The following is a 17,835-nucleotide window of genomic DNA, read 5'->3' as shown; positions in this document are numbered from 1 at the left end:
AAATGGATTTAGAGGTTATTACTAATATTTTATACGCCACTATTCGTACCGGTACGCCTTTATTGCTGGTGGCACTAGGTGAAATGGTATGTGAGAAAAGCGGCACACTTAACCTTGGGCAAGAGGGCATGATGCTGCTCGGTGCGGTGGCAGGATTTATAACCATGTACCAGTGCGACAACCTACTTATAGGCTTTAGTGTGGCTGCGCTTGTGGGGATTATGGCGTCGTTAGTATTTGCGTTTGTAGCACTTAATTTAAATGCCAGCCAAGTGGCAGCAGGATTGGCGCTCACTATTTTTGGCACGGGTTTGTCGGCCTTTTTAGGCGCCGACTATGAGGGAAAAACCATTAATGCTTTACCTACTTTAGCAATTGCTGGGTTTGAGCATATTCCGGTACTGGGCAAAGCGCTATTTTCGCAAGATGCCATTGTGTATTTAAGCTGGGCGTTAGTGCTAGGTGCTTATTTATTTTTTAAACATCATCGAGCAGGGCTTGCAGTACGTGCTATTGGCGAAAGCCCAGGTGTAGGCAATAACCTAGGTTTACCAGTAATGCGTACTCGTTATTTAGCGGTGATGTTTGGCGGCGCATTAGCGGGTATTGCAGGGGCGTATTTGTCACTTGCTTACACACCGCTTTGGACACAAAACATGACATCAGGGCGTGGCTGGATAGCGCTGGCTTTAGTGGTTTTTGCAAGCTGGCGAATTGAGCGGGTAATGCTCGGCGCTTATTTATTTGGTTTTGCCAGCATTATGCACTTAGTGGCACAGGCATTTGGCTTAGCGATTGATTCTAATTTACTGGCCATGCTGCCTTATGGTGCAACGCTTATTGTATTGATTATGCTAAGTAAAAATAAACAAAAACTAAAAATGTACGAACCCATGTGGCTAGGGAAACCGTGGCACAAAGGGCATTAAAACTTTAAATAAAGAGTAAAAATAAGCCTTCAACAGGATATTAAAAATACAACACGGAGAATAACAATGAAAAAACTAATAACAGCGCTTGGCGTAGCACTTAGCTTAGGGTTAAGCGCTAGTGCACTTGCAAAAGACAGCGTAAAAGTAGGGTTTGTATATGTAAGCCCCATTGGCGAAGCCGGTTGGACCTACACACACGATGTAAGCCGCCACTACCTAGAAGAAAAATTTGGCGAAAAAATAGAAACCACCTTTGTAGAAAGCGTACCTGAGGGCGCCGATGCAGAGCGAGTTATTACACAATTAGCTAAAAGCGGGCACGATTTAATATTTACCACCTCGTTTGGCTACATGAACCCGACCATTAAAGTGGCTAAACGTTTTCCTAATGTAAAGTTTGAGCATGCAACAGGTTATAAACGCGCTAAAAATGTAGGCACTTACTTTGACCGTATTTACGAAGGACGTTACTTAACCGGTGTTATTGCTGGGCACATGAGTAAGTCTGACAGTATTGGCTATATTGCCGCGTTTCCTATTCCTGAGGTAATACGCGGTATTAACGCGTTTACTTTAGGCCTGCGCTCAGTAAAACCTAACGCAAAAGTAAAAGTAGTCTGGGTTAATAGCTGGTTCGACCCAGGTAAAGAGCGCGAAGCTGCCGACAGCTTAATCGACCAAGGTGTTGATATTATTACTCAACATACCGACTCGCCTGCGCCACTTCAAGCCGCAGAAGCAGCCGGAATATACGCGATTGGTTACCACTCAGATATGAGCGGCTATGGTAAAAAAGCGCACCTTACGGCACCTGTGCACCATTGGGATGAGTTTTATGCCCAGCGTGTACAGCAAGTGCTTGACGACGAGTGGCAATCGCAAGATGTATGGAAAGGTATAGACGCTGGTATGACGCGTTTAGCGCCACTGAGTAAAGATATTCCTGCCAATGTAGTCGCTGAAATTGACGCTCTTAGTGCAAAAATTGCTAATGGCGAGTTTCATCCATTTAGTGGTCCAATTAAAAACCAGCAAGGTGAGTTGGTTACTAAAGCGGGCCAAACAATCGATGATAAAACCTTACTAGGTATGGACTTTTACGTAGAAGGCGTTGAAGGGCAGCTTAAATAAGCGCTTAGGTAGTTAAATTAAAATAAGGGCAAGGTTGTTTTACCTTGCCCAAATTTAAGCGCTAAAAGGATATTGACCATGTCAAACCAAGAAGCTATTTCAGAAGACATAATATACGCGGTAGATGATAAACCAGGGCTAACTGAATCATTTTTTGCCGCACTACAACATGTGCTAGCAAGCTTTGTTGGCATTATTACGCCCACGCTTATTATTGGTGGGGTATTGGGGCTTGGTAGCGAAATACCGTATTTAATTAGTATGGCGCTGTTTGTATCGGGAGTTGGTACTTTTATACAAGCGCGACGAGTAGGGCCTGTTGGTTCAGGGCTTATATGCGTTCAAGGCACTAGCTTTGCTTTTTTAGGCACCATTTTGGCAACCGGATTTACCGTAAAAGCCACTGGGGGCAATAACGATGAGGTACTTGCCACTATATTTGCAGTGTGTTTTTTAGCGGCCTTTGTAGAGATTTTTATTAGTTTTTTTATAGAAAAACTCGGGAAGGTAATTAAACCTGTAGTCACCGGTGTGGTGATCACCACCATTGGGGTTTACCTCATTAAAGTAGGCATGACCGACATAGGCGGTGGCCAATGGTTATTAACTAATATGCCCGAAAATTTTGCTTCAGCAAGTAACTTAATTGTTGGTTTTTCGGTGGTGGCACTAGTGGTGTTACTTAACGCCAGTAAAAACCAATGGGTAAGGCTTACTGCTGTGGTTGTAGCCATGATAGTAGGTTGGCTGCTAGCGGTTTTATTAGGTATTGCCAAATTTGAGGTGGGCGAGTTTGATTTAATTGCCATGCCAATACCATTCAAATATGGCTTTAATGTTGATTTTGGCGCCATGATTGCTTTTGGCTTTTTATACCTTATTACAGCCATAGAATCGACCGGCGATATAACCGCTAATTGTGCAGTATCTAAATTACCCGTTAAAGGTGCAAGCTATTTAGCACGCATACGTGGAGGCATTTTAGGTGATGGCGTTAACTCAATGATTGCAGCCGCGTTTAATACCTTTCCTAATACTACTTTTAGTCAAAACAACGGCGTTATTCAGTTAACCGGTGTAGCAAGTAGGTACATTGGCCTATGGATTGGCGCAATACTGATTGTTTTAGGATTATTTCCGGTAATTGGTGCTGTACTGCAAAACATACCAAAACCTGTACTAGGCGGCGCAACGCTCGTGATGTTTGGTACCGTGGCAGCCGCAGGGGTCAAAATACTGGCCAGTGAAAAAATCAATCGCCGTAGCTTACTTATTATTGCGGTGAGCTTAGGCATGGGGCTAGGGGTTAGTTTTGTACCAGAGCTATTTATTAATGCGCCTAAGCTAGTAACCGCCATATTTGGAAGTGCTGTTACGGTATCAGGTTTAACAGCAATAGTTATGACGCTGGTATTGCCTGAAAATTATTCAGCAAGTACAGATCATCTTAACTAAACTAATAAAATTACAAAAAAGGGATCAATAATGAAAATCAAAACAATAAAAAGTTTAGCGTTAGTAACTGCAATATCACTGTGTTCAACGGGCGTGTCGGCAAAAGAGCTTTGGTCAGATTTTAGTATTACCGCTATGACTGGTGCAGATTACCTAGAACCGTTTTCTGGCGAGGAAGACGACAGAAGCGTAGTAACCATTGAGCACGCATCGGGCCATACCTGGGGAAGCACGTTTTTCTTTATGGATAGGTTAAGTAACCCTGATGAAGTATACGGAGAGCTAAATATAAACCCAACGCTGTATAAACCACAAGACGGCTTTGTTAAAGAGGTGTTTTTAGGGCTACAAACAGAATATGGCTCAGGCGATACCGATCAAAATAACTATTTATTAGGTGGTGGCGTGTCGTTAGATGTACCTGGTTTTCAATACTTTAATGTGGCTTATTACCGTCGTTTTCAAGACGATATAGGTATAGAGCGTGAAGATAACAACCAAATAACCGTAACGTGGGGCTATAACAACGGTAACTTTAGATACGATGGCTTTTTAGATATTGTTGATAGCACCGACACTATGTTTGGTAAAAGTGAAGGCGGTTTTAACTTTACCTCACAACTTAAATACAACATTGCTCCTATGCTTGGCCTAGACACAGGTCGCCTTGATGTAGGCATAGAATACGTATATTGGAAAAATAAGTTTGGTGTAGACGGTCAAACAGAGCACAACCCAAACCTAATGGTTAAATGGCATTTTTAAAACTTTAAGCGTTACCGAATACAAAAAAGGCTGCTAGTTAATGCAGCCTTTTTTGCATTATTAAATGTACCTATAAAAGCACTTTTTATGATAGCTTTAGATGTGGTTTAAATATCTTTTAGTATTTATGGTATTACCTTAAAAGATAGCCATTTCCCAATTAACATAAAGGATTTTTTATGAATATTAGTGCTAATTTTATCTACATTATTTTAATTTTTTCATCTTTAATACCTGCCTTACTTTCTGTACGTATAGCTGCTAAACAAAATCGTTCAAAGCTTGTTAGTGCATTTGTTACGTTTGCCTTAGGATTTACTTTTATTGGTGGTTGGATTTACCTTGCGGTAATGAATTTAGTAAACCCTAAAAATAAAGATGCAGTACAGTAGAGCAATGTTTTTAATTTTAAAACGCCCTCATATAAGCTTAAATTGACAAAAAATAGTTATTTGAAGGCGCACAAAGCAATATTAATTTACTTTTTTATCAACTTCTTACTTTTTTAATTGTGTTGTTGGCCTTGTTATTTTTTAACCTATTAAATATTGGCTTATTGCGGCGCTTAAAACTTAATTACAAACTATAAAAATTATAAGGGCCTTTAGGCCCTGTTAACTAGTTTGAAGATACAAACTACCAATCTACATAATTCCCCTACAATTGCTTATTACACTATCTATAAATATTTATATCTGCTGTGACATATTGGAGCGCAAAAAATGAAAAACTTATGGATATTATGCTTTGCCATAGTGTACGGGGTTTCGTTAGCTGGGTGTAATAACAACACAAGTAATACACAAAGCTCGGAATCCAATACGTTTAAATTAGTTAGTAACGTAATGAAAAATAACGGTACGTTACCTGTAGCCTATACCTGTGATGGCAATAGTGTTAACCCCCCTCTTAGCTGGAGCGGAGCACCAAAAGGCACAAAGTATTATGCTCTCATAATGCATCACAATGCGCCCGATGGAGTACATTGGTATTGGAATGTTTATAATATTAATGCAAGCACTTCACGCATAAATAGCGGCCAAAATTTAGCTGATATTAAAGCAGAACTTGGTAGCAACAGTGTTAATAATTTAAACCAGTATGCGCCGCCTTGCTCAAAGGGGCCTGGTGAAAAACGCTATACATATACTGTTTATGCACTATCGGATGCGATAAATTTTGCTAAAAACACTCAAGTAGATAGAGCTACCTTACTTAAAGCTATAAAAAATATTACCCTAGACTCAGCACAAATGACGGTAACTTACGAGCGAGCAGGCAGTCCACATAAGCCTGCACGTAAAAAGCCTAAAGTGCATGAAAGTATAAAAACACCTTTAAGTTTAGTTAACTCAGCACCTCCTGTTGATTTAACAGCTTTGCAATCTAGTCGCTGTAATACAATAAAAAGCTCTGTAAATAACGCAGGGTTTAGTAAAAACGCACGCGTTACCTGCGATAACCAATATGCTTACATAGTATCGAATACTTACCCTGAACACCCTGTGATGACGGGTATAACAGGTACTAATGAACAGGTGCCAGTACCAGCAAAAAATTACGCCGCACCTATTAAGTTAGCTCCCGAAAAGGCCAAAAAGCTTACAACAATAGATGCAGCACTTGGTGTAGCGGTAAATGGTGTACCAATTTACGATTATTCATCGCAAGGTGAGTTAAACATTAATCAGTATGATGCCAAACACGATACTATAAAGTTAGGCCAACTAGATAACTGTGGCGGCCATGCAGGGCGCGGGGATGATTACCACTACCATGTAGCACCCACATGTATGATCGACACAATGAAAAACCAAAGCAGTGATGCCATTATTGGCTGGGCGTACGACGGATACCCGCTGTATGGCAATAAAAACCCTGATGGCAGTACCATTGCCAAAAACGAACTCGATGTGTGTAACGGGCAAAGTGATAGCAAGTTTGGCTACCGATACCACACATCAAAAAATGCACCGTATATTTTTCAATGTTTAGTAGGTGAGGTAGATACGCGTGTATTACCACGAGTTGCGCCGCTTAGTGGTGATACCCATGGTATTAGATCTCAATTAAAACCACCTGTTGGTGGGGTAACAAATTTAACTCACACAGTAGGCGAAGATGGTAGCCGTACTATGCGCTACACATATAAAAATGAGCAATACTTTACAACTTATAGCCCTTCACAGCAGGGGGATGACTGCTTTGACTTTAAACAAAAAACCATTAGTAACAAAAACGGTATTCAAACAGGGACTTTTTGCCGAGGTCAGCAACCACAAGCTAAAAAACTAAGTCAAAATAATCCCGAAGCTCGTTTTAAATTAGAGGCATGGGCCGACAATTGGTTTGCAGCCTATATTGGAGATAAATTACTAATTGAAGACTCTGTACCTATTACTACAGAGCGATCTTTTAATGCAGAAAGCATTAACTTTTCAGCGTCTTACCCTATACAGCTTAATTTTATTATTAAAGACTTTAAGCAAAATAATACAGGGCTTGAGTATATAGGTACGCGCAGGCAGCAAATGGGCGATGGTGGTTTTATAATGCAAATTACTGATACCAAAAATAATAAAATAGTGGCGGTAAGTAATAAAACCTTAAAATGTGAAGTGTTACACAAAGCCCCACTAGATAAAACATGTGAAAATAGCCAAAACCCAACCGCAGGTATCGCTCCGTGCAAATATATGGCAAAAGAAGCGCCACGCGATTGGTTAAAAAGTAACTTTGATGACAGCACCTGGCCTAATGCTACCGAGCATACCACCTCCTCGGTAAGCCCTAAAGACGGGTTCGATGATATAAACTGGGATAAAACCGCACAGTTTATTTGGGGTAGCGATTTAGAGACCGATAATACGCTTATTTGTAGAGTAACTATAAATGAGCCGCATTAATAAACTTAAAGGCAAGATATGTTTGTATTAAAAAAGTGCTATTTAATTTTTATGTGTGTATTACTAAATTTAAGTGCAGCCGTGAGCGCGCATGAGCTTAATGGCACAAGTGCTCATATTATTTTAAGAGATGGCCAAGTAGAAGTTAAAATAATAACCGACACAGCCCATTTAGCATCTACATTACAAAGTGATCAAGCGTGGTTAATGGGCGACATAGAACAAGTTATGCCAGAAAATTTGGGCATAAACGATCAGCAAAGCTATATTAAAATTATGCTTTTACAATCGACTCAATTGCAAATAAATAATCAAGCAATAAAGTTTGAGCGAGCATTATTCAACACATACCCAAATCAACATGATGAAATAGTTTTGCTAGCACGGCATAAGGTTTCAAAAGTAAGTGATGTGTCGTTGTCGTTTTCTAAAAGCTTAGGCGCGGTGCACGCTAACATTGTTAAACCGCAGTATAAGTTGCTCAATGCTGGTGAAGCTTTAAACGCCAGCTTTTAATGTGCTAAATAACGAGGGGTTATTTATTTAAAGCTTAATTGTAAACCCTCGTTATGCAATACTGCTAATTAGAGTGTAAGCACTATTACCGCACACGCCTACAGCCTAAAAAAATAGAGTGCCAGTGAAACTAATACATAAATTCTTTTTAGCATTTTTTATAACGAATATAACGCTCGTAGGCTTAATGTTTGTGTTTATTTATATGAACTTTGCTAGCGAGTTTAATAACTTTGTTGAAAAAGAAGAACAACAGCATTTAGCTAATGTAAAACAGCAACTTACCAAAGTGTATAGCCAATATAATAGCTGGCAGGGTATTTCTCAAAGTGTACATTTATGGCGCTCTATTGTTGCCCCAAAATCTAAACCAGTTAAAAGCAAGCCAAAAAGTAGCGTAGCAAGCAAACCACTACAACCAACCCCTTCATTGTTATGGATAAATTTACCCGCCGATTTGCTTAAAACAGGGCAGCGTATTAGCTTATATAACGCAGAGAAACAGGTTGTGGTAGGCAAGCCTCAAATAGCCGACAATCCTCATATTGAGCCTATAGTAATTAACAAAAATACCGTTGGCTGGCTTGGTTTAATGCCGTCACGCTTAGTTGAAAACAGCCCCGCAAAAGCCTTTTTAACGGCTCAGTTTCATAACTACATTATGATCACACTGCTTGTAATTTTATTGGCTTTTGTAATGGCTATTTTACTCTCTCGTCATTTAACTAAGCCAATTAAACAAATAGTGCATGGCACAAATCAGCTTAATAAAGGGAACTTTTCAAACCGAATAACCCCTTTAACGCGCGATGAGCTAGGTATACTCACAAGTAACGTAAACGAGTTGGCTAATACACTTGAGCACAACCAGCAAATGCGCTTTCAATGGATGTCGGATACGTCTCATGAACTTAAAACCCCCATTACTGTATTGCGCTCTCATTTATTAGCTGTGCAAGATGGCGTTTTTATAGCCGACGAAAAACGTATAAACTTATTAATAGAGCAAGTAGATAACTTAAATCATATTGTTGACGACCTAGCTCAACTGGTAAATAACGACACAGCTAATTTAACCTATCATTTTAATAAGCTTGATTTAACCAAGGTATTTAAACTCGCTTTACAAAATTTTAGCGCACGTTTTAAAGAGCGATCGCTAACCTTAAACAATGAAAGTTTAATTGCCGCGCCACAATATTTTATAAATGCCGATAAAGACCGCTTAATGCAGTTATTTACCAACCTACTAGAAAACACTTGCAGATACACCCATGCTGGTGGGCAAGTAAATATAACTATTTGCAAAAACCTTAAACGTAAAGAAGTTACATTATGTATTCAAGACTCAGCACCCGGGGTCAAAAGCGAAGAATTAAACAAACTTTTTGAGCGATTTTACCGAGTAGAAAAGTCTCGTAATAGAGAATTTGGCGGCTCGGGGCTTGGCTTAGCGCTTTGCCAGCAAATAGTGTTGGCGCACAATGGCGATATTACGCTTGGCCATAGTGCACTAGGTGGGCTCGAAGCTAAAATAACTTTACCGCTTTTTGAGTAACACGATGACTAAACAAAAAATACTAATAGTAGAAGACGAAAAAAACATAGCCGAAGTACTCATAGCTTACAGCCAACAACAAGGTTACAGCACAGAGTATTTTAACACTGGCAATGGAGTAGTGAGCTTTGTAAAAAATAATCAGCCCGATTTAATTTTACTCGATTTAATGATCCCTCATATTGACGGGCTAACTATTTGCAAACAGGTTAGGTCGTTTTCAAGCATACCTATTATTATGGTAACCGCCAAACGTGAAGAGCTAGACCGATTACAAGGGCTTGAACTTGGCGCTGATGACTACATATGCAAACCTTTTAGCCCTAAAGAGGTGATGGCCAGAATAAAAGCCGTATTAAGGCGCACAAGCCAGCCTAAAAATAATGTAGTTAGCTATGGTGAATTTGAGTTATTTAAAGATGATTACGTAGCTTTAGTCCATGGTAAAAGCCTAGCGCTGACAGCAGTAGAGTTTAAAATATTTTTATTGTTTATTAGCCATGTGGGCCGTGTATTTAGCCGTGAAGATATCATTAATAGCGTTTATAACCACACAGTTGAAATATCAGACCGTAATATTGATAACCACATTAAAAATATTCGTAAAAAAATTAATGATATTAAAAGCGATTTAAACCCTATTACTGCAGTTTATGGGGTTGGCTATAAGCTTAATGGCTAAATAGTCTGCTTTATAACTTATTGAATATTATTAACTATATATGCTATTTTGAGGAGGATTATTCAAAGGAATGTACAAAATTGAACACTCAAATAGACTTTACCTCCTACACCTTAGATGAGCTTTACTCCAGCGCAAAAGTAATTGATCGAGAACGCTTTCCTGAGCGCGCAAAAGAAATAGACGAGCTTATTAAAACCCGAGAAGCGCAAGATCCCACACAAAATACCGACTCAAAAATAGTGGGCGAACAAGCATCACGCGGGGATAGGCTCGTTGCTGCCATAATTGATGGCCTAATAGGAATCGCTTTTACTATACCTTTAATGATGTATATCGGCTTTGATAGCTTAATGCAGCCAACCCTTGGGTTATCTTTGTTTTTATTGGGTTATGGTGTACTTAGCGTTTTAGTACTTCATGGTTACCTTATGTATCACAGCGGACAAACTATTGGTAAGTACTGTATGTCTATTCGTATAGAAAACATAGATGGCACAAAAGCGAGTTTTACAACTATTTACTTTAAACGCATGTTACCCATGCAGCTGTTATCGCTTGTACCTTCTGTAGGGCAGGTGATAGCTGGCGTAGTTAATCCAGCCTTTATTTTTGCAAAAGATAAACGCTGTTTACACGACCATATAGCAGGAACCAAAGTGAGTTATATTGAGAAGTAGTAATACCCAGCTAAGGATAATGTTTAAAAGGTATTTATGAATAAACTAACGAGGTATAAAAAAGCACCCAGTGCAAAATTACTTTGGACACTTGGTTTCAATACATTTATCGCAGTTATAATTTTATTTTGGGTAGAGGTATTTATTGAACAGCCTTTGCTGCATCAATTTTTATACTTATTTGCGTTTGTATTATTGAGGGTGTTTTCACAGTGGTATTGTGCAAATAAGGAACAATCTCAGGCAGTTGAAATTGTAAATGGCGAGTTTGAACTACTCGGCATAAATATAAAGGTGTTTGAGCTAGAAGAAGTACTTTATTGCCAAACTAAGCGTTTTGAGCATATTTTAAGATTTAAATTTAAAAACGCCACATACCAAGATATTGAAATAACGGCACCAGATTTAATTGACGACCTACGCTTTTATTATTTTATGGTTGATAACGCCCTACCAGTAAAAATGACAGATGATAAGGGCCGTTTTTTTGAGGAAGATTAACAGCGCAGCAAGGAGTTGTGGTGAGCAAACCGATTTTAATATTTTTGATGCTAGCAAGTGCCATCTTTAGTGAATATTCATATGCAAGCTCATTTGAGGGATGCTATTCAAGGACGGATAAAATAACGAGTGCGATCCCTATGCTCAACGAAGATGGGAGCGAAAGTAATGAGCGTTTTAAGTTAAAAACGAGCTATATAAATGTATTTAAAGAAGATGATAAATATTTTACAGAAGGCTTGATATGGGGTTACAACTTTCACATTTGTACTATCACCGCCCCTGTAGAAGGAGTTTCAGAACCATTGCCTTTAATACTAAAGGGTAAAAAACTAGTGTTTGAAGAACAAGAGCCCGAATACGATATTAACTGTAAGTTTGAACTAGAATTTGACGAGAATGGCTTGCATATTAAGGATAAAAACTATCATTGCTCTAACTACATGTTTTACTGTGGGGCGCACGCAAGTGTTCATGACGTTCACCTAGTTAAAACCAACAAAGGCTGCAATTAACTTAGCTAGTTTATTTTTTAACTTAACGATGCAGCAACAAGGACTTATTATGCGCAGCTTTTTATTATTTATTGGCTACTCATCATATATTGGCAGTGTGGGCGACGGCTTACTTGGCTTGTATGCACTATGGGTTTTAATAGGTAATAATTTAGCACTTTTAAATTTATCGCTTAATGACTTTTTAGCACAGTATGTTGAGTTTATATATTGGGTGAAGCAGGTTGCGTTTTATGTAATGCCCGAAGGCTTTGCCAATTGGTTATTTGGTATTCCTGCTGTTATTTACTTTCCCGTACGTATACTAATGAGCCTAATAATTGGCTGGTGGGCGCTTAAAAAGGCAGCTCAGCTAAAAACAAAAAATATGTAAAAACTACTCACTTTTAAAATAATTACCTTTTTAAATATTATATTTTATTAAGCCTGACCTACAACCGCGTTAAACGTTTACTACTGTATTGTTTTTAAATAACATTTTTAATCCTCTTTTTGCTCTTGCTAATTATTTTTGGCATATAAGTTGATGCACTCATTTATAAATTTTTAAAAGGACTGCACATGACCGCTGAATATTTTATGGTGTTGGGGCTGCTTGGGGTGGCATTTTTTTCGGTAGCAGGTGCATTGCTCGGCTATGAAAAAAGCATAAGTGGTTTTGGTGTAGTGGTGGTAGCAACTGTAACTGCTTTAGGTGGCGGTACGCTAAGAGACATACTTTTAGATAAACCTATTTTTTGGATAGCCACGCCAGAGTATTTATACTCAACATACGCCGCTATTATTGCCACCATATTTTTTGTGCGCTACTTACCTCATGTAAATAACTATTACTTTTTATTAGTCGATGCCATAGGTATGGCCTTATTTAATATTATGGGAATAGAAAAAGCATTAATAAGCGGCACAGGTATGGTAATAGCGATAACAATGGGGATCACCACAGGGATTTTTGGCGGCCTAATACGAGACGTAATTTGCCGCGAAGTACCTTCAGTTATGCGAAACGAGCCCTATGCTTCAGCCTGTTTAGTAGGCGGCCTAGTTTATGCTGCGCTGTTTACCATAGAAGTCGATTACATTTGGTGTATTTTAGGCTCACTTTTTACCACTGTATTTTTAAGATTAGGCTCGCTTAAATGGGGCTGGCACCTAACCATTTTCAGAAAAAAAGATTTTAAAGATCAAAGAGAGTAGCTCTTAGTTATTTATAGGCTGGGTTTGCATATGGTACTCATAGTTATCTTCCCCAGTGATCTTAAAGCCTAGTCGAGTATAAAGTGCTTTAGCAGGGTTGTTTTTAAGTACTGTTAGTTTGATAGGCTTTAACTTTGCAGTTTTAATTACTTGCTCAATAACGCCTCTGCCGTAGCCTTTATTTTGATGGTTGGGGTGTATTTGCAATTGCATTATTTCAATGTGGCTACCCCATATTTTGTACTTTAACGTACCTAAAATATCACCATTAAACTGTATGAGATGAGAGCAATCGTATTGCTCATCAACCCTTTCATTATGCTGTTGCTCAGTTAAAAATAACCCGGCATTTTCTAAGTGTTCAACCATAGTCAGTTTTCTGAGGCTTAATAAGTAGCCTCGGTCTGAATATGCTGCCTTTATGAATTTAAAAACCATAGTGCTACCTTGCAACAGCCTTAATGTTTATATTAGTAGAACTAATCAAAATAAGTCTGCAGTATTAAATGTGCAAGCCAAGCTAACAAAGGCAATACTACCAATACCCAAGTGCCTTCCACCAAAGCCCGCCAATAATTCCCCATACACTTAAATTAATAACGCTCATTATAAGGCCCATTACCCACCAGTCTTTTAACGATACATAGCCTGAGCCAAACACTATGGGTGATGTGCCTGTTGCGTAATGCGTTAACGACATCATGAGTGATGAAGCGCCAGCTAACAGTAAGCCTAAAAATAAAGGAGGAGCGCCAAGCGCTAAACCTGCGGCGTAAAATGCGGCAAACATAGCAGTGATATGTGCTGTGGTACTGGCAAAAAAGTAATGAGCATAAAAATACACAGCTACCAATATAATAGCCGATACAATCCAGTCAAAGCCCAGTTGCGCAATATTGCTCTCAACAAGTGTTGAAAACCACGTTACCAAACCTAGTTTATTTAAAAAAGTGGCCATCATTACTAATGCTGAAAACCAAACAACGGTATCCCACGCAGACTTTTCTTTAAGTACATCGTCCCAGCTTAATACACCAGTCACTAATAAAACCGACAGACCCAAAAAAGCCACTGCGGTTGTATTAACTGCGTAGTCAGCCCCTAAAATCATTGCAGGTACGCCGGCCCATAAAACAAGCAGCATAGCAAAAACACCCACCATTATTTTTTCGCCATAACTCATTGGGCCCATTTCAGTTAATTTAGATTCTGCGTAGGTTTTAGCGTCGGGCGTACTTTTAACTTCAGGTGGGTAAATGGCATAAACAACCAAAGGCACAAGGGCAATACATAGCAAACCAGGAACAAGCGCTGCGAGCGCCCATGTACTCCAAGTAATACTAATATTTGCACCAGTAGCATCAGCAATCAGCTTTACAATTAGAGGGTTTGGCGCAGTCGCTGTAATAAACATAGCTGATGTAATAGGGTTTATATGGTAGCTCACTAAAGCAAGGTAGTGGCCAATTTTACGAGAGGTACCTTCCTCAGGGGACGAGCCAAAGCTTGTTGCTATCGACTTCATAATTGGGTGAATAATAGCGCCGCCTCGCGCGGTATTACTTGGCGTCACAGGCGCTATAACAAGTTCAGACAGCGCGAGTGCATAGCCAATACCAATAGTTTTTTTACCAAAAAAAGAAATAAAATTATAGCCAATACGGTTTCCCAAACCAGTTTTAGCTAAACCCCGAGAAATAATAATAGCAATACCAATCAGCCAAATTAATGAATTAGAAAAGCCACTTAATGCATCTTTAATAGCGCCAGATGGGCTGTCATTAGTTACGCCGGTTAACGCAACAGAAGTGATAGCTAAAATAGCAATGGCACCGATAGGCATTGCTTTACCAATAATGGCAACTACAGTACCAATAAATAAAGCGAGCAAATGCCATGCATTTTCGGTAACACCTTGCGGAGGTGGTACAGCAAACCAAAGTAGTAAAACAATGGCTATAGAAATCAGTCCAGAGGTAACTCGAATATCAGTACCTTTCATTAAAAAATGTCCCTAAGTTTTAGAAATGCATGCATTCTGTGTATTGAAAAGGCAACCTTATTCTACTTCATTTAATAATAAAAAAGATGACGCACATCATATGAAAATTAAACTTATTTTATTAATAAAGAGGAAATTAACTATAAACTAAAGTGATTGATTACATTACCCGATAAGAGCTTACAGTGTGCTTAATCAACTATGATTTTTAAGAGTTAGCTTGAATTGTTTTATAGGTTCGTAAGGTCTTTATAAACCTCAACGAATACTTGGAAATACAATGAACTTAAAACTAACCAATAACGTGATTACTTTTTTATTAGCGAGTAGCTTTTTGCTACTTGGCTTGTCGTTTGCGTTAGGATCAAACCCTAATACGTTAACGGCTACGTTTAGTTTTTATGGCGTTGACTCGCTAATGTCTGTATCTGCATTAGGTTTAATTAGTGGCTCCTTTATGATTGCCTTAGCGTTTGCCACCGTGCTCGCTCGCCTTAAACTAATGAAACCTACGCCAGCACTTTTACTTGCAGCAATTATAAGTTTGGTTGCATTACTTACCTTGTTTGCCAGTAACCGTTGGATGGCGCAACTTGGTGGCTTTCCAATCATTGGTAGTGGGCAGGGCATAATTAAATACTTTGCAATAGTGCCTTTGTATTTATTTTTGTTTTATAAAGACAAACTTACCGACAAACAACACGTACTTTTAAACTTTATACCGGTTGCCATGGTTTTATTGTGGATTGGCGGCATGAAGTTTTATGAATTTGAAGCAAAAGGCATTGTAGGTTTAGTAGAAACCTCACCGTTTATGTCGTGGTTATACACGGTATTTAGCGTACAAGGCGCGTCTAACGTGATTGGCGGGTTTGATGTATTATTTGCTGTGTTATTGGGCTTAGGGCTATTTTTAAATAATAAAAAGCTAATTATTGTAAGTGGCTTAGCGTGTTTAAGCGTATTTATGATGACCCAAACATTCTTAATTACCGCAACCGGTGCATTTAGTGCCGCCACTTTATTAGATGGTCTCGGTTTGTTTGTAATTAAAGATTTTTGGTATATCGCCAACCTTGCAGTAATAGCACATTTAATGCTTTTTCAATCAGCTAAATAATTTATAACGAGGCTTTATGATCAGTTGCCACCAATATGACTACATCGAAATTGCCTGTATGCACAGGCTGAATATTGAGCTTGTATTAAAATATGGTGATGGTGTATGCGGGATAGCAACGGATACAAAACGCAATGTAAATAGAGACGAATGCATAGCTGTTAACGTAAATAGCGAGCTGCAACTCATCGTGCTTACTACAATTAGCGTACTTAAAGCGCGTGAGAAAAACCCATACTTTGACCATGTGAACTTTGATGTAAGGTAAACACCTTAGCGAGCCTGTATTATCAATATGTTAAGGCTCGCTTATCTCACCAATGCTTTAGCTAATTACGCGCTAAATACATAAAGCCAAAATATTCGTATTACTTTCCTCTGTTTTTAATCGAGTTTTTTTACCGAATAAGGCTAAACGTTAACTATTAAAGCGTATAAAAATGCTAATCCAGTATAAGTAAGCCTCAATAAGCTTGTGTAGCGCTTAGTATCCGTACGTTCGTTAATTATGGTCGTAAAAGGTAGCTACATAAATAAAGCTAACTTACAGAAGTAACTGTTTATATAAACAGCTAATTTAATTTTGTCCAATAACATTATTAAACGCCGTTTTGGTGCAAAATAACAAAGGGCTTTTTATAAAATGCCTAAATACTTGTTTACATTAAAGTTATTTAGTGGAATTATTGCACAATGTAATATACGCCGTTTTGGGGTGCTATAAACCCCCAAAGTGGTGTTCAATAAGCTGTTAGTTGCCTTAGGAGTATAAGTTGAACTTTGATGATTTGAAATCGATTATCGATACTGAAAATGACCAAGAATTAAAGCTTACTTCTAACTATTGGGAAATCACTAAAAACTCCAATTCAGAATTGAAGCCTTGGTTATCTGAAGCTCAATTTAATCAGGTATTCTCAAATATATTAGAGTATCAAAATAACGATACTGTGTTTGTATTTGAGTCTTTCGAGCGTATATTCAAAGATTCAGGTTTAACTAAAAGGTTAACTGAACAGCTGAATTTAAACTGGGCAAACTTTAATTCTTTTCAAAGTTCTACCGATATTCTTTATTTCTATATGGTTCCAAAAAATTTAAATTGGGTTTTATATGCAAACAGAGACTTTTGGCAGTTTGCAAAAGGCAACTAACAAGTTACTCAAACGGACGCTAAACAGTTGGCTAGCGCTCGTTCCTCGCAATTTTAGCCAACAATTTCGCGCCGCTTAGTAAGGCGTTGGTATGACTCCCACTGTCAAGTTAAACGCACTGATCCCTGCCTAACTTTTTTAAGCCATAATTACTTTAGCTCGAATTAGAGCGAGTTAATACATAAGATGAAGCAAGTAATTTCGTCGGTTATCTTGCTGATATTCGTTGGTTATTACTATTTCTAGCAACAGAGCAGACCTTACTTATTCCGTCGTGGCACCTGTCTTCAGTCTATGTTCGTGGTTCAATGCAGCGTTAGCTGCATTGCCATCCTAACGCCGTCGGTGGTTGTGCCACACCCGATGCTTGATCCCATGCATTAACTCTAATTCGTTTATCATGCGGGTACTCTTGCCAATCTAAGTTTTGCGTTCACTGGCGTAAGTACCACTTCTTTTGCAATGGCCCATATGTACGCAATCATTTCTCGGGCAATTGCGGTGACAACAAGGTTGTAGTGTTTCCCTTTGGCTATCATTTTTTTATAGCGCTTGCAGAGCCTAAGTTGTGCTTTCCACGCAATATCAATAATGTCCTTTGGTAAACCTTCTTGTCGTTTTTGCATATCTGTCGATATATTTGCCGCATACCGATAAGTGTGTGCACCTTCAACGAGAAGGCGTCTTGCTCGGCCGTTTCCGCATTTTGTGATAGCGCCAA

19 protein-coding genes and 1 pseudogene are annotated in these 17,835 nt (G+C 38.7%); 17 read left to right on the top strand and 3 right to left on the bottom strand.

All coding sequences use genetic code 11. The annotated features are described in order from the left end of the window. Nucleotides 1-2: 2 nt before the first annotated feature. From ATS74_RS04725 to ATS74_RS04660, 14 genes are all read left to right on the top strand, one after another. Nucleotides 3-929 carry an ABC transporter permease gene (locus ATS74_RS04725; protein ID WP_058547802.1) on the top strand — a complete coding sequence of 309 codons (927 nt, stop codon included), beginning with the start codon at nt 3-5 and terminating at the stop codon, nt 927-929. 66 nt (nt 930-995) lie between these two features. Continuing rightward, nucleotides 996-2,063 carry a BMP family ABC transporter substrate-binding protein gene (locus tag ATS74_RS04720; protein ID WP_058547801.1) on the top strand — a complete coding sequence of 356 codons (1,068 nt, stop codon included), beginning with the start codon at nt 996-998 and terminating at the stop codon, nt 2,061-2,063. Between the two features lie 78 nt (nt 2,064-2,141). Further along, on the top strand, nt 2,142-3,518 hold the full coding sequence (locus ATS74_RS04715; protein ID WP_058547800.1) for a uracil-xanthine permease family protein: 1,377 nt from the start codon (nt 2,142-2,144) through the stop codon (nt 3,516-3,518). A gap of 30 nt (nt 3,519-3,548) precedes the next feature. Next, nucleotides 3,549-4,283: a DUF5020 family protein gene (locus ATS74_RS04710; RefSeq protein WP_058547799.1), complete on the top strand. Its 735-nt coding sequence runs from the start codon at nt 3,549-3,551 to the stop codon at nt 4,281-4,283. A gap of 179 nt (nt 4,284-4,462) precedes the next feature. Beyond that, on the top strand, nt 4,463-4,675 hold the full coding sequence (locus ATS74_RS04705; protein WP_058547798.1) for a hypothetical protein: 213 nt from the start codon (nt 4,463-4,465) through the stop codon (nt 4,673-4,675). Nucleotides 4,676-5,005: 330 nt separating this feature from the next. Beyond that, nucleotides 5,006-7,189: a YHYH protein gene (locus tag ATS74_RS04700; RefSeq protein WP_058547797.1), complete on the top strand. Its 2,184-nt coding sequence runs from the start codon at nt 5,006-5,008 to the stop codon at nt 7,187-7,189. Nucleotides 7,190-7,207: 18 nt separating this feature from the next. Further along, complete coding sequence (locus ATS74_RS04695) at nt 7,208-7,705, top strand: hypothetical protein (protein ID WP_058547796.1); 498 nt, start codon at nt 7,208-7,210, stop codon at nt 7,703-7,705. Nucleotides 7,706-7,892: 187 nt separating this feature from the next. Then, complete coding sequence (locus ATS74_RS04690) at nt 7,893-9,263, top strand: ATP-binding protein (RefSeq protein WP_201023018.1); 1,371 nt, start codon at nt 7,893-7,895, stop codon at nt 9,261-9,263. A 4-nt stretch (nt 9,264-9,267) separates the two neighbouring features. Beyond that, entirely contained in the window at nt 9,268-9,945 is a 678-nt protein-coding gene (locus tag ATS74_RS04685; protein ID WP_058547794.1) for a response regulator, read from the top strand. Between the two features lie 80 nt (nt 9,946-10,025). Beyond that, entirely contained in the window at nt 10,026-10,625 is a 600-nt protein-coding gene (locus ATS74_RS04680) for an RDD family protein (RefSeq protein WP_058547793.1), read from the top strand. 36 nt (nt 10,626-10,661) lie between these two features. Next, a complete protein-coding gene (locus ATS74_RS04675; RefSeq protein WP_058547792.1) occupies nt 10,662-11,126 on the top strand; it encodes a hypothetical protein in 465 nt (154 codons plus the stop codon). Between the two features lie 20 nt (nt 11,127-11,146). Continuing rightward, the gene (locus tag ATS74_RS04670) at nt 11,147-11,641 is read left to right on the top strand and encodes a hypothetical protein (RefSeq protein WP_235591993.1); all 495 of its coding nucleotides are present in this window, start codon (nt 11,147-11,149) and stop codon (nt 11,639-11,641) included. Between the two features lie 49 nt (nt 11,642-11,690). Further along, nucleotides 11,691-12,014, top strand: a complete 324-nt coding sequence (locus ATS74_RS04665) for a hypothetical protein (protein WP_058547790.1) — start codon at nt 11,691-11,693, stop codon at nt 12,012-12,014. A gap of 188 nt (nt 12,015-12,202) precedes the next feature. Beyond that, nucleotides 12,203-12,838 carry a trimeric intracellular cation channel family protein gene (locus ATS74_RS04660; protein ID WP_058547789.1) on the top strand — a complete coding sequence of 212 codons (636 nt, stop codon included), beginning with the start codon at nt 12,203-12,205 and terminating at the stop codon, nt 12,836-12,838. Between the two features lie 3 nt (nt 12,839-12,841). Here ATS74_RS04660 and ATS74_RS04655 read toward each other — a convergent pair whose 3' ends face one another. After that, on the bottom strand, nt 12,842-13,276 hold the full coding sequence (locus ATS74_RS04655) for a GNAT family N-acetyltransferase (protein WP_058547788.1): 435 nt from the start codon (nt 13,274-13,276) through the stop codon (nt 12,842-12,844). Nucleotides 13,277-13,373: 97 nt separating this feature from the next. Further along, complete coding sequence (locus tag ATS74_RS04650) at nt 13,374-14,840, bottom strand: DASS family sodium-coupled anion symporter (RefSeq protein ID WP_058547787.1); 1,467 nt, start codon at nt 14,838-14,840, stop codon at nt 13,374-13,376. A 280-nt stretch (nt 14,841-15,120) separates the two neighbouring features. Between ATS74_RS04650 and ATS74_RS04645 the strand changes: the two genes are divergently transcribed. The 3 genes from ATS74_RS04645 (at nt 15,121) to ATS74_RS04635 (ending at nt 17,114) form a co-directional block, all read left to right on the top strand. After that, entirely contained in the window at nt 15,121-15,960 is an 840-nt protein-coding gene (locus tag ATS74_RS04645) for a DUF417 family protein (RefSeq protein ID WP_058547786.1), read from the top strand. A 16-nt stretch (nt 15,961-15,976) separates the two neighbouring features. Continuing rightward, the gene (locus ATS74_RS04640) at nt 15,977-16,228 is read left to right on the top strand and encodes a Rho-binding antiterminator (protein ID WP_058547785.1); all 252 of its coding nucleotides are present in this window, start codon (nt 15,977-15,979) and stop codon (nt 16,226-16,228) included. A 505-nt stretch (nt 16,229-16,733) separates the two neighbouring features. Further along, nucleotides 16,734-17,114, top strand: coding sequence for a hypothetical protein (locus ATS74_RS04635; RefSeq protein WP_058547784.1), 381 nt, complete (start codon nt 16,734-16,736; stop codon nt 17,112-17,114). A 398-nt stretch (nt 17,115-17,512) separates the two neighbouring features. On the opposite strand, the pseudogene ATS74_RS04630 reads toward ATS74_RS04635, so the two are convergent. After that, nucleotides 17,513-17,835: pseudogene (locus tag ATS74_RS04630) on the bottom strand (IS110 family transposase); the annotation flags it as partial.

This window comes from Pseudoalteromonas sp. H103 (genome assembly GCF_001469205.1).
In the GTDB taxonomy this organism is placed as follows: domain Bacteria; phylum Pseudomonadota; class Gammaproteobacteria; order Enterobacterales; family Alteromonadaceae; genus Pseudoalteromonas; species Pseudoalteromonas carrageenovora.
Note: the sequence above shows the minus strand (reverse complement) of the source record. Positions and strands in the feature narration are given on the sequence as shown.

Excerpts from the sequence above, each read along its gene's own strand:
- ATS74_RS04725 (WP_058547802.1), top strand. The coding sequence starts at position 3 with ATGGATTTAGAGGTTATTACTAATATTTTATACGCCACTATTCGTACC.
- ATS74_RS04720 (WP_058547801.1), top strand. The coding sequence starts at position 996 with ATGAAAAAACTAATAACAGCGCTTGGCGTAGCACTTAGCTTAGGGTTA.
- ATS74_RS04715 (WP_058547800.1), top strand. The coding sequence starts at position 2,142 with ATGTCAAACCAAGAAGCTATTTCAGAAGACATAATATACGCGGTAGAT.
- ATS74_RS04710 (WP_058547799.1), top strand. The coding sequence starts at position 3,549 with ATGAAAATCAAAACAATAAAAAGTTTAGCGTTAGTAACTGCAATATCA.
- ATS74_RS04705 (WP_058547798.1), top strand. The coding sequence starts at position 4,463 with ATGAATATTAGTGCTAATTTTATCTACATTATTTTAATTTTTTCATCT.
- ATS74_RS04700 (WP_058547797.1), top strand. The coding sequence starts at position 5,006 with ATGAAAAACTTATGGATATTATGCTTTGCCATAGTGTACGGGGTTTCG.
- ATS74_RS04695 (WP_058547796.1), top strand. The coding sequence starts at position 7,208 with ATGTTTGTATTAAAAAAGTGCTATTTAATTTTTATGTGTGTATTACTA.
- ATS74_RS04690 (WP_201023018.1), top strand. The coding sequence starts at position 7,893 with ATGTTTGTGTTTATTTATATGAACTTTGCTAGCGAGTTTAATAACTTT.
- ATS74_RS04685 (WP_058547794.1), top strand. The coding sequence starts at position 9,268 with ATGACTAAACAAAAAATACTAATAGTAGAAGACGAAAAAAACATAGCC.
- ATS74_RS04675 (WP_058547792.1), top strand. The coding sequence starts at position 10,662 with ATGAATAAACTAACGAGGTATAAAAAAGCACCCAGTGCAAAATTACTT.
- ATS74_RS04665 (WP_058547790.1), top strand. The coding sequence starts at position 11,691 with ATGCGCAGCTTTTTATTATTTATTGGCTACTCATCATATATTGGCAGT.
- ATS74_RS04660 (WP_058547789.1), top strand. The coding sequence starts at position 12,203 with ATGACCGCTGAATATTTTATGGTGTTGGGGCTGCTTGGGGTGGCATTT.
- ATS74_RS04655 (WP_058547788.1), bottom strand. The coding sequence starts at position 13,276 with ATGGTTTTTAAATTCATAAAGGCAGCATATTCAGACCGAGGCTACTTA.
- ATS74_RS04650 (WP_058547787.1), bottom strand. The coding sequence starts at position 14,840 with ATGAAAGGTACTGATATTCGAGTTACCTCTGGACTGATTTCTATAGCC.
- ATS74_RS04645 (WP_058547786.1), top strand. The coding sequence starts at position 15,121 with ATGAACTTAAAACTAACCAATAACGTGATTACTTTTTTATTAGCGAGT.
- ATS74_RS04640 (WP_058547785.1), top strand. The coding sequence starts at position 15,977 with ATGATCAGTTGCCACCAATATGACTACATCGAAATTGCCTGTATGCAC.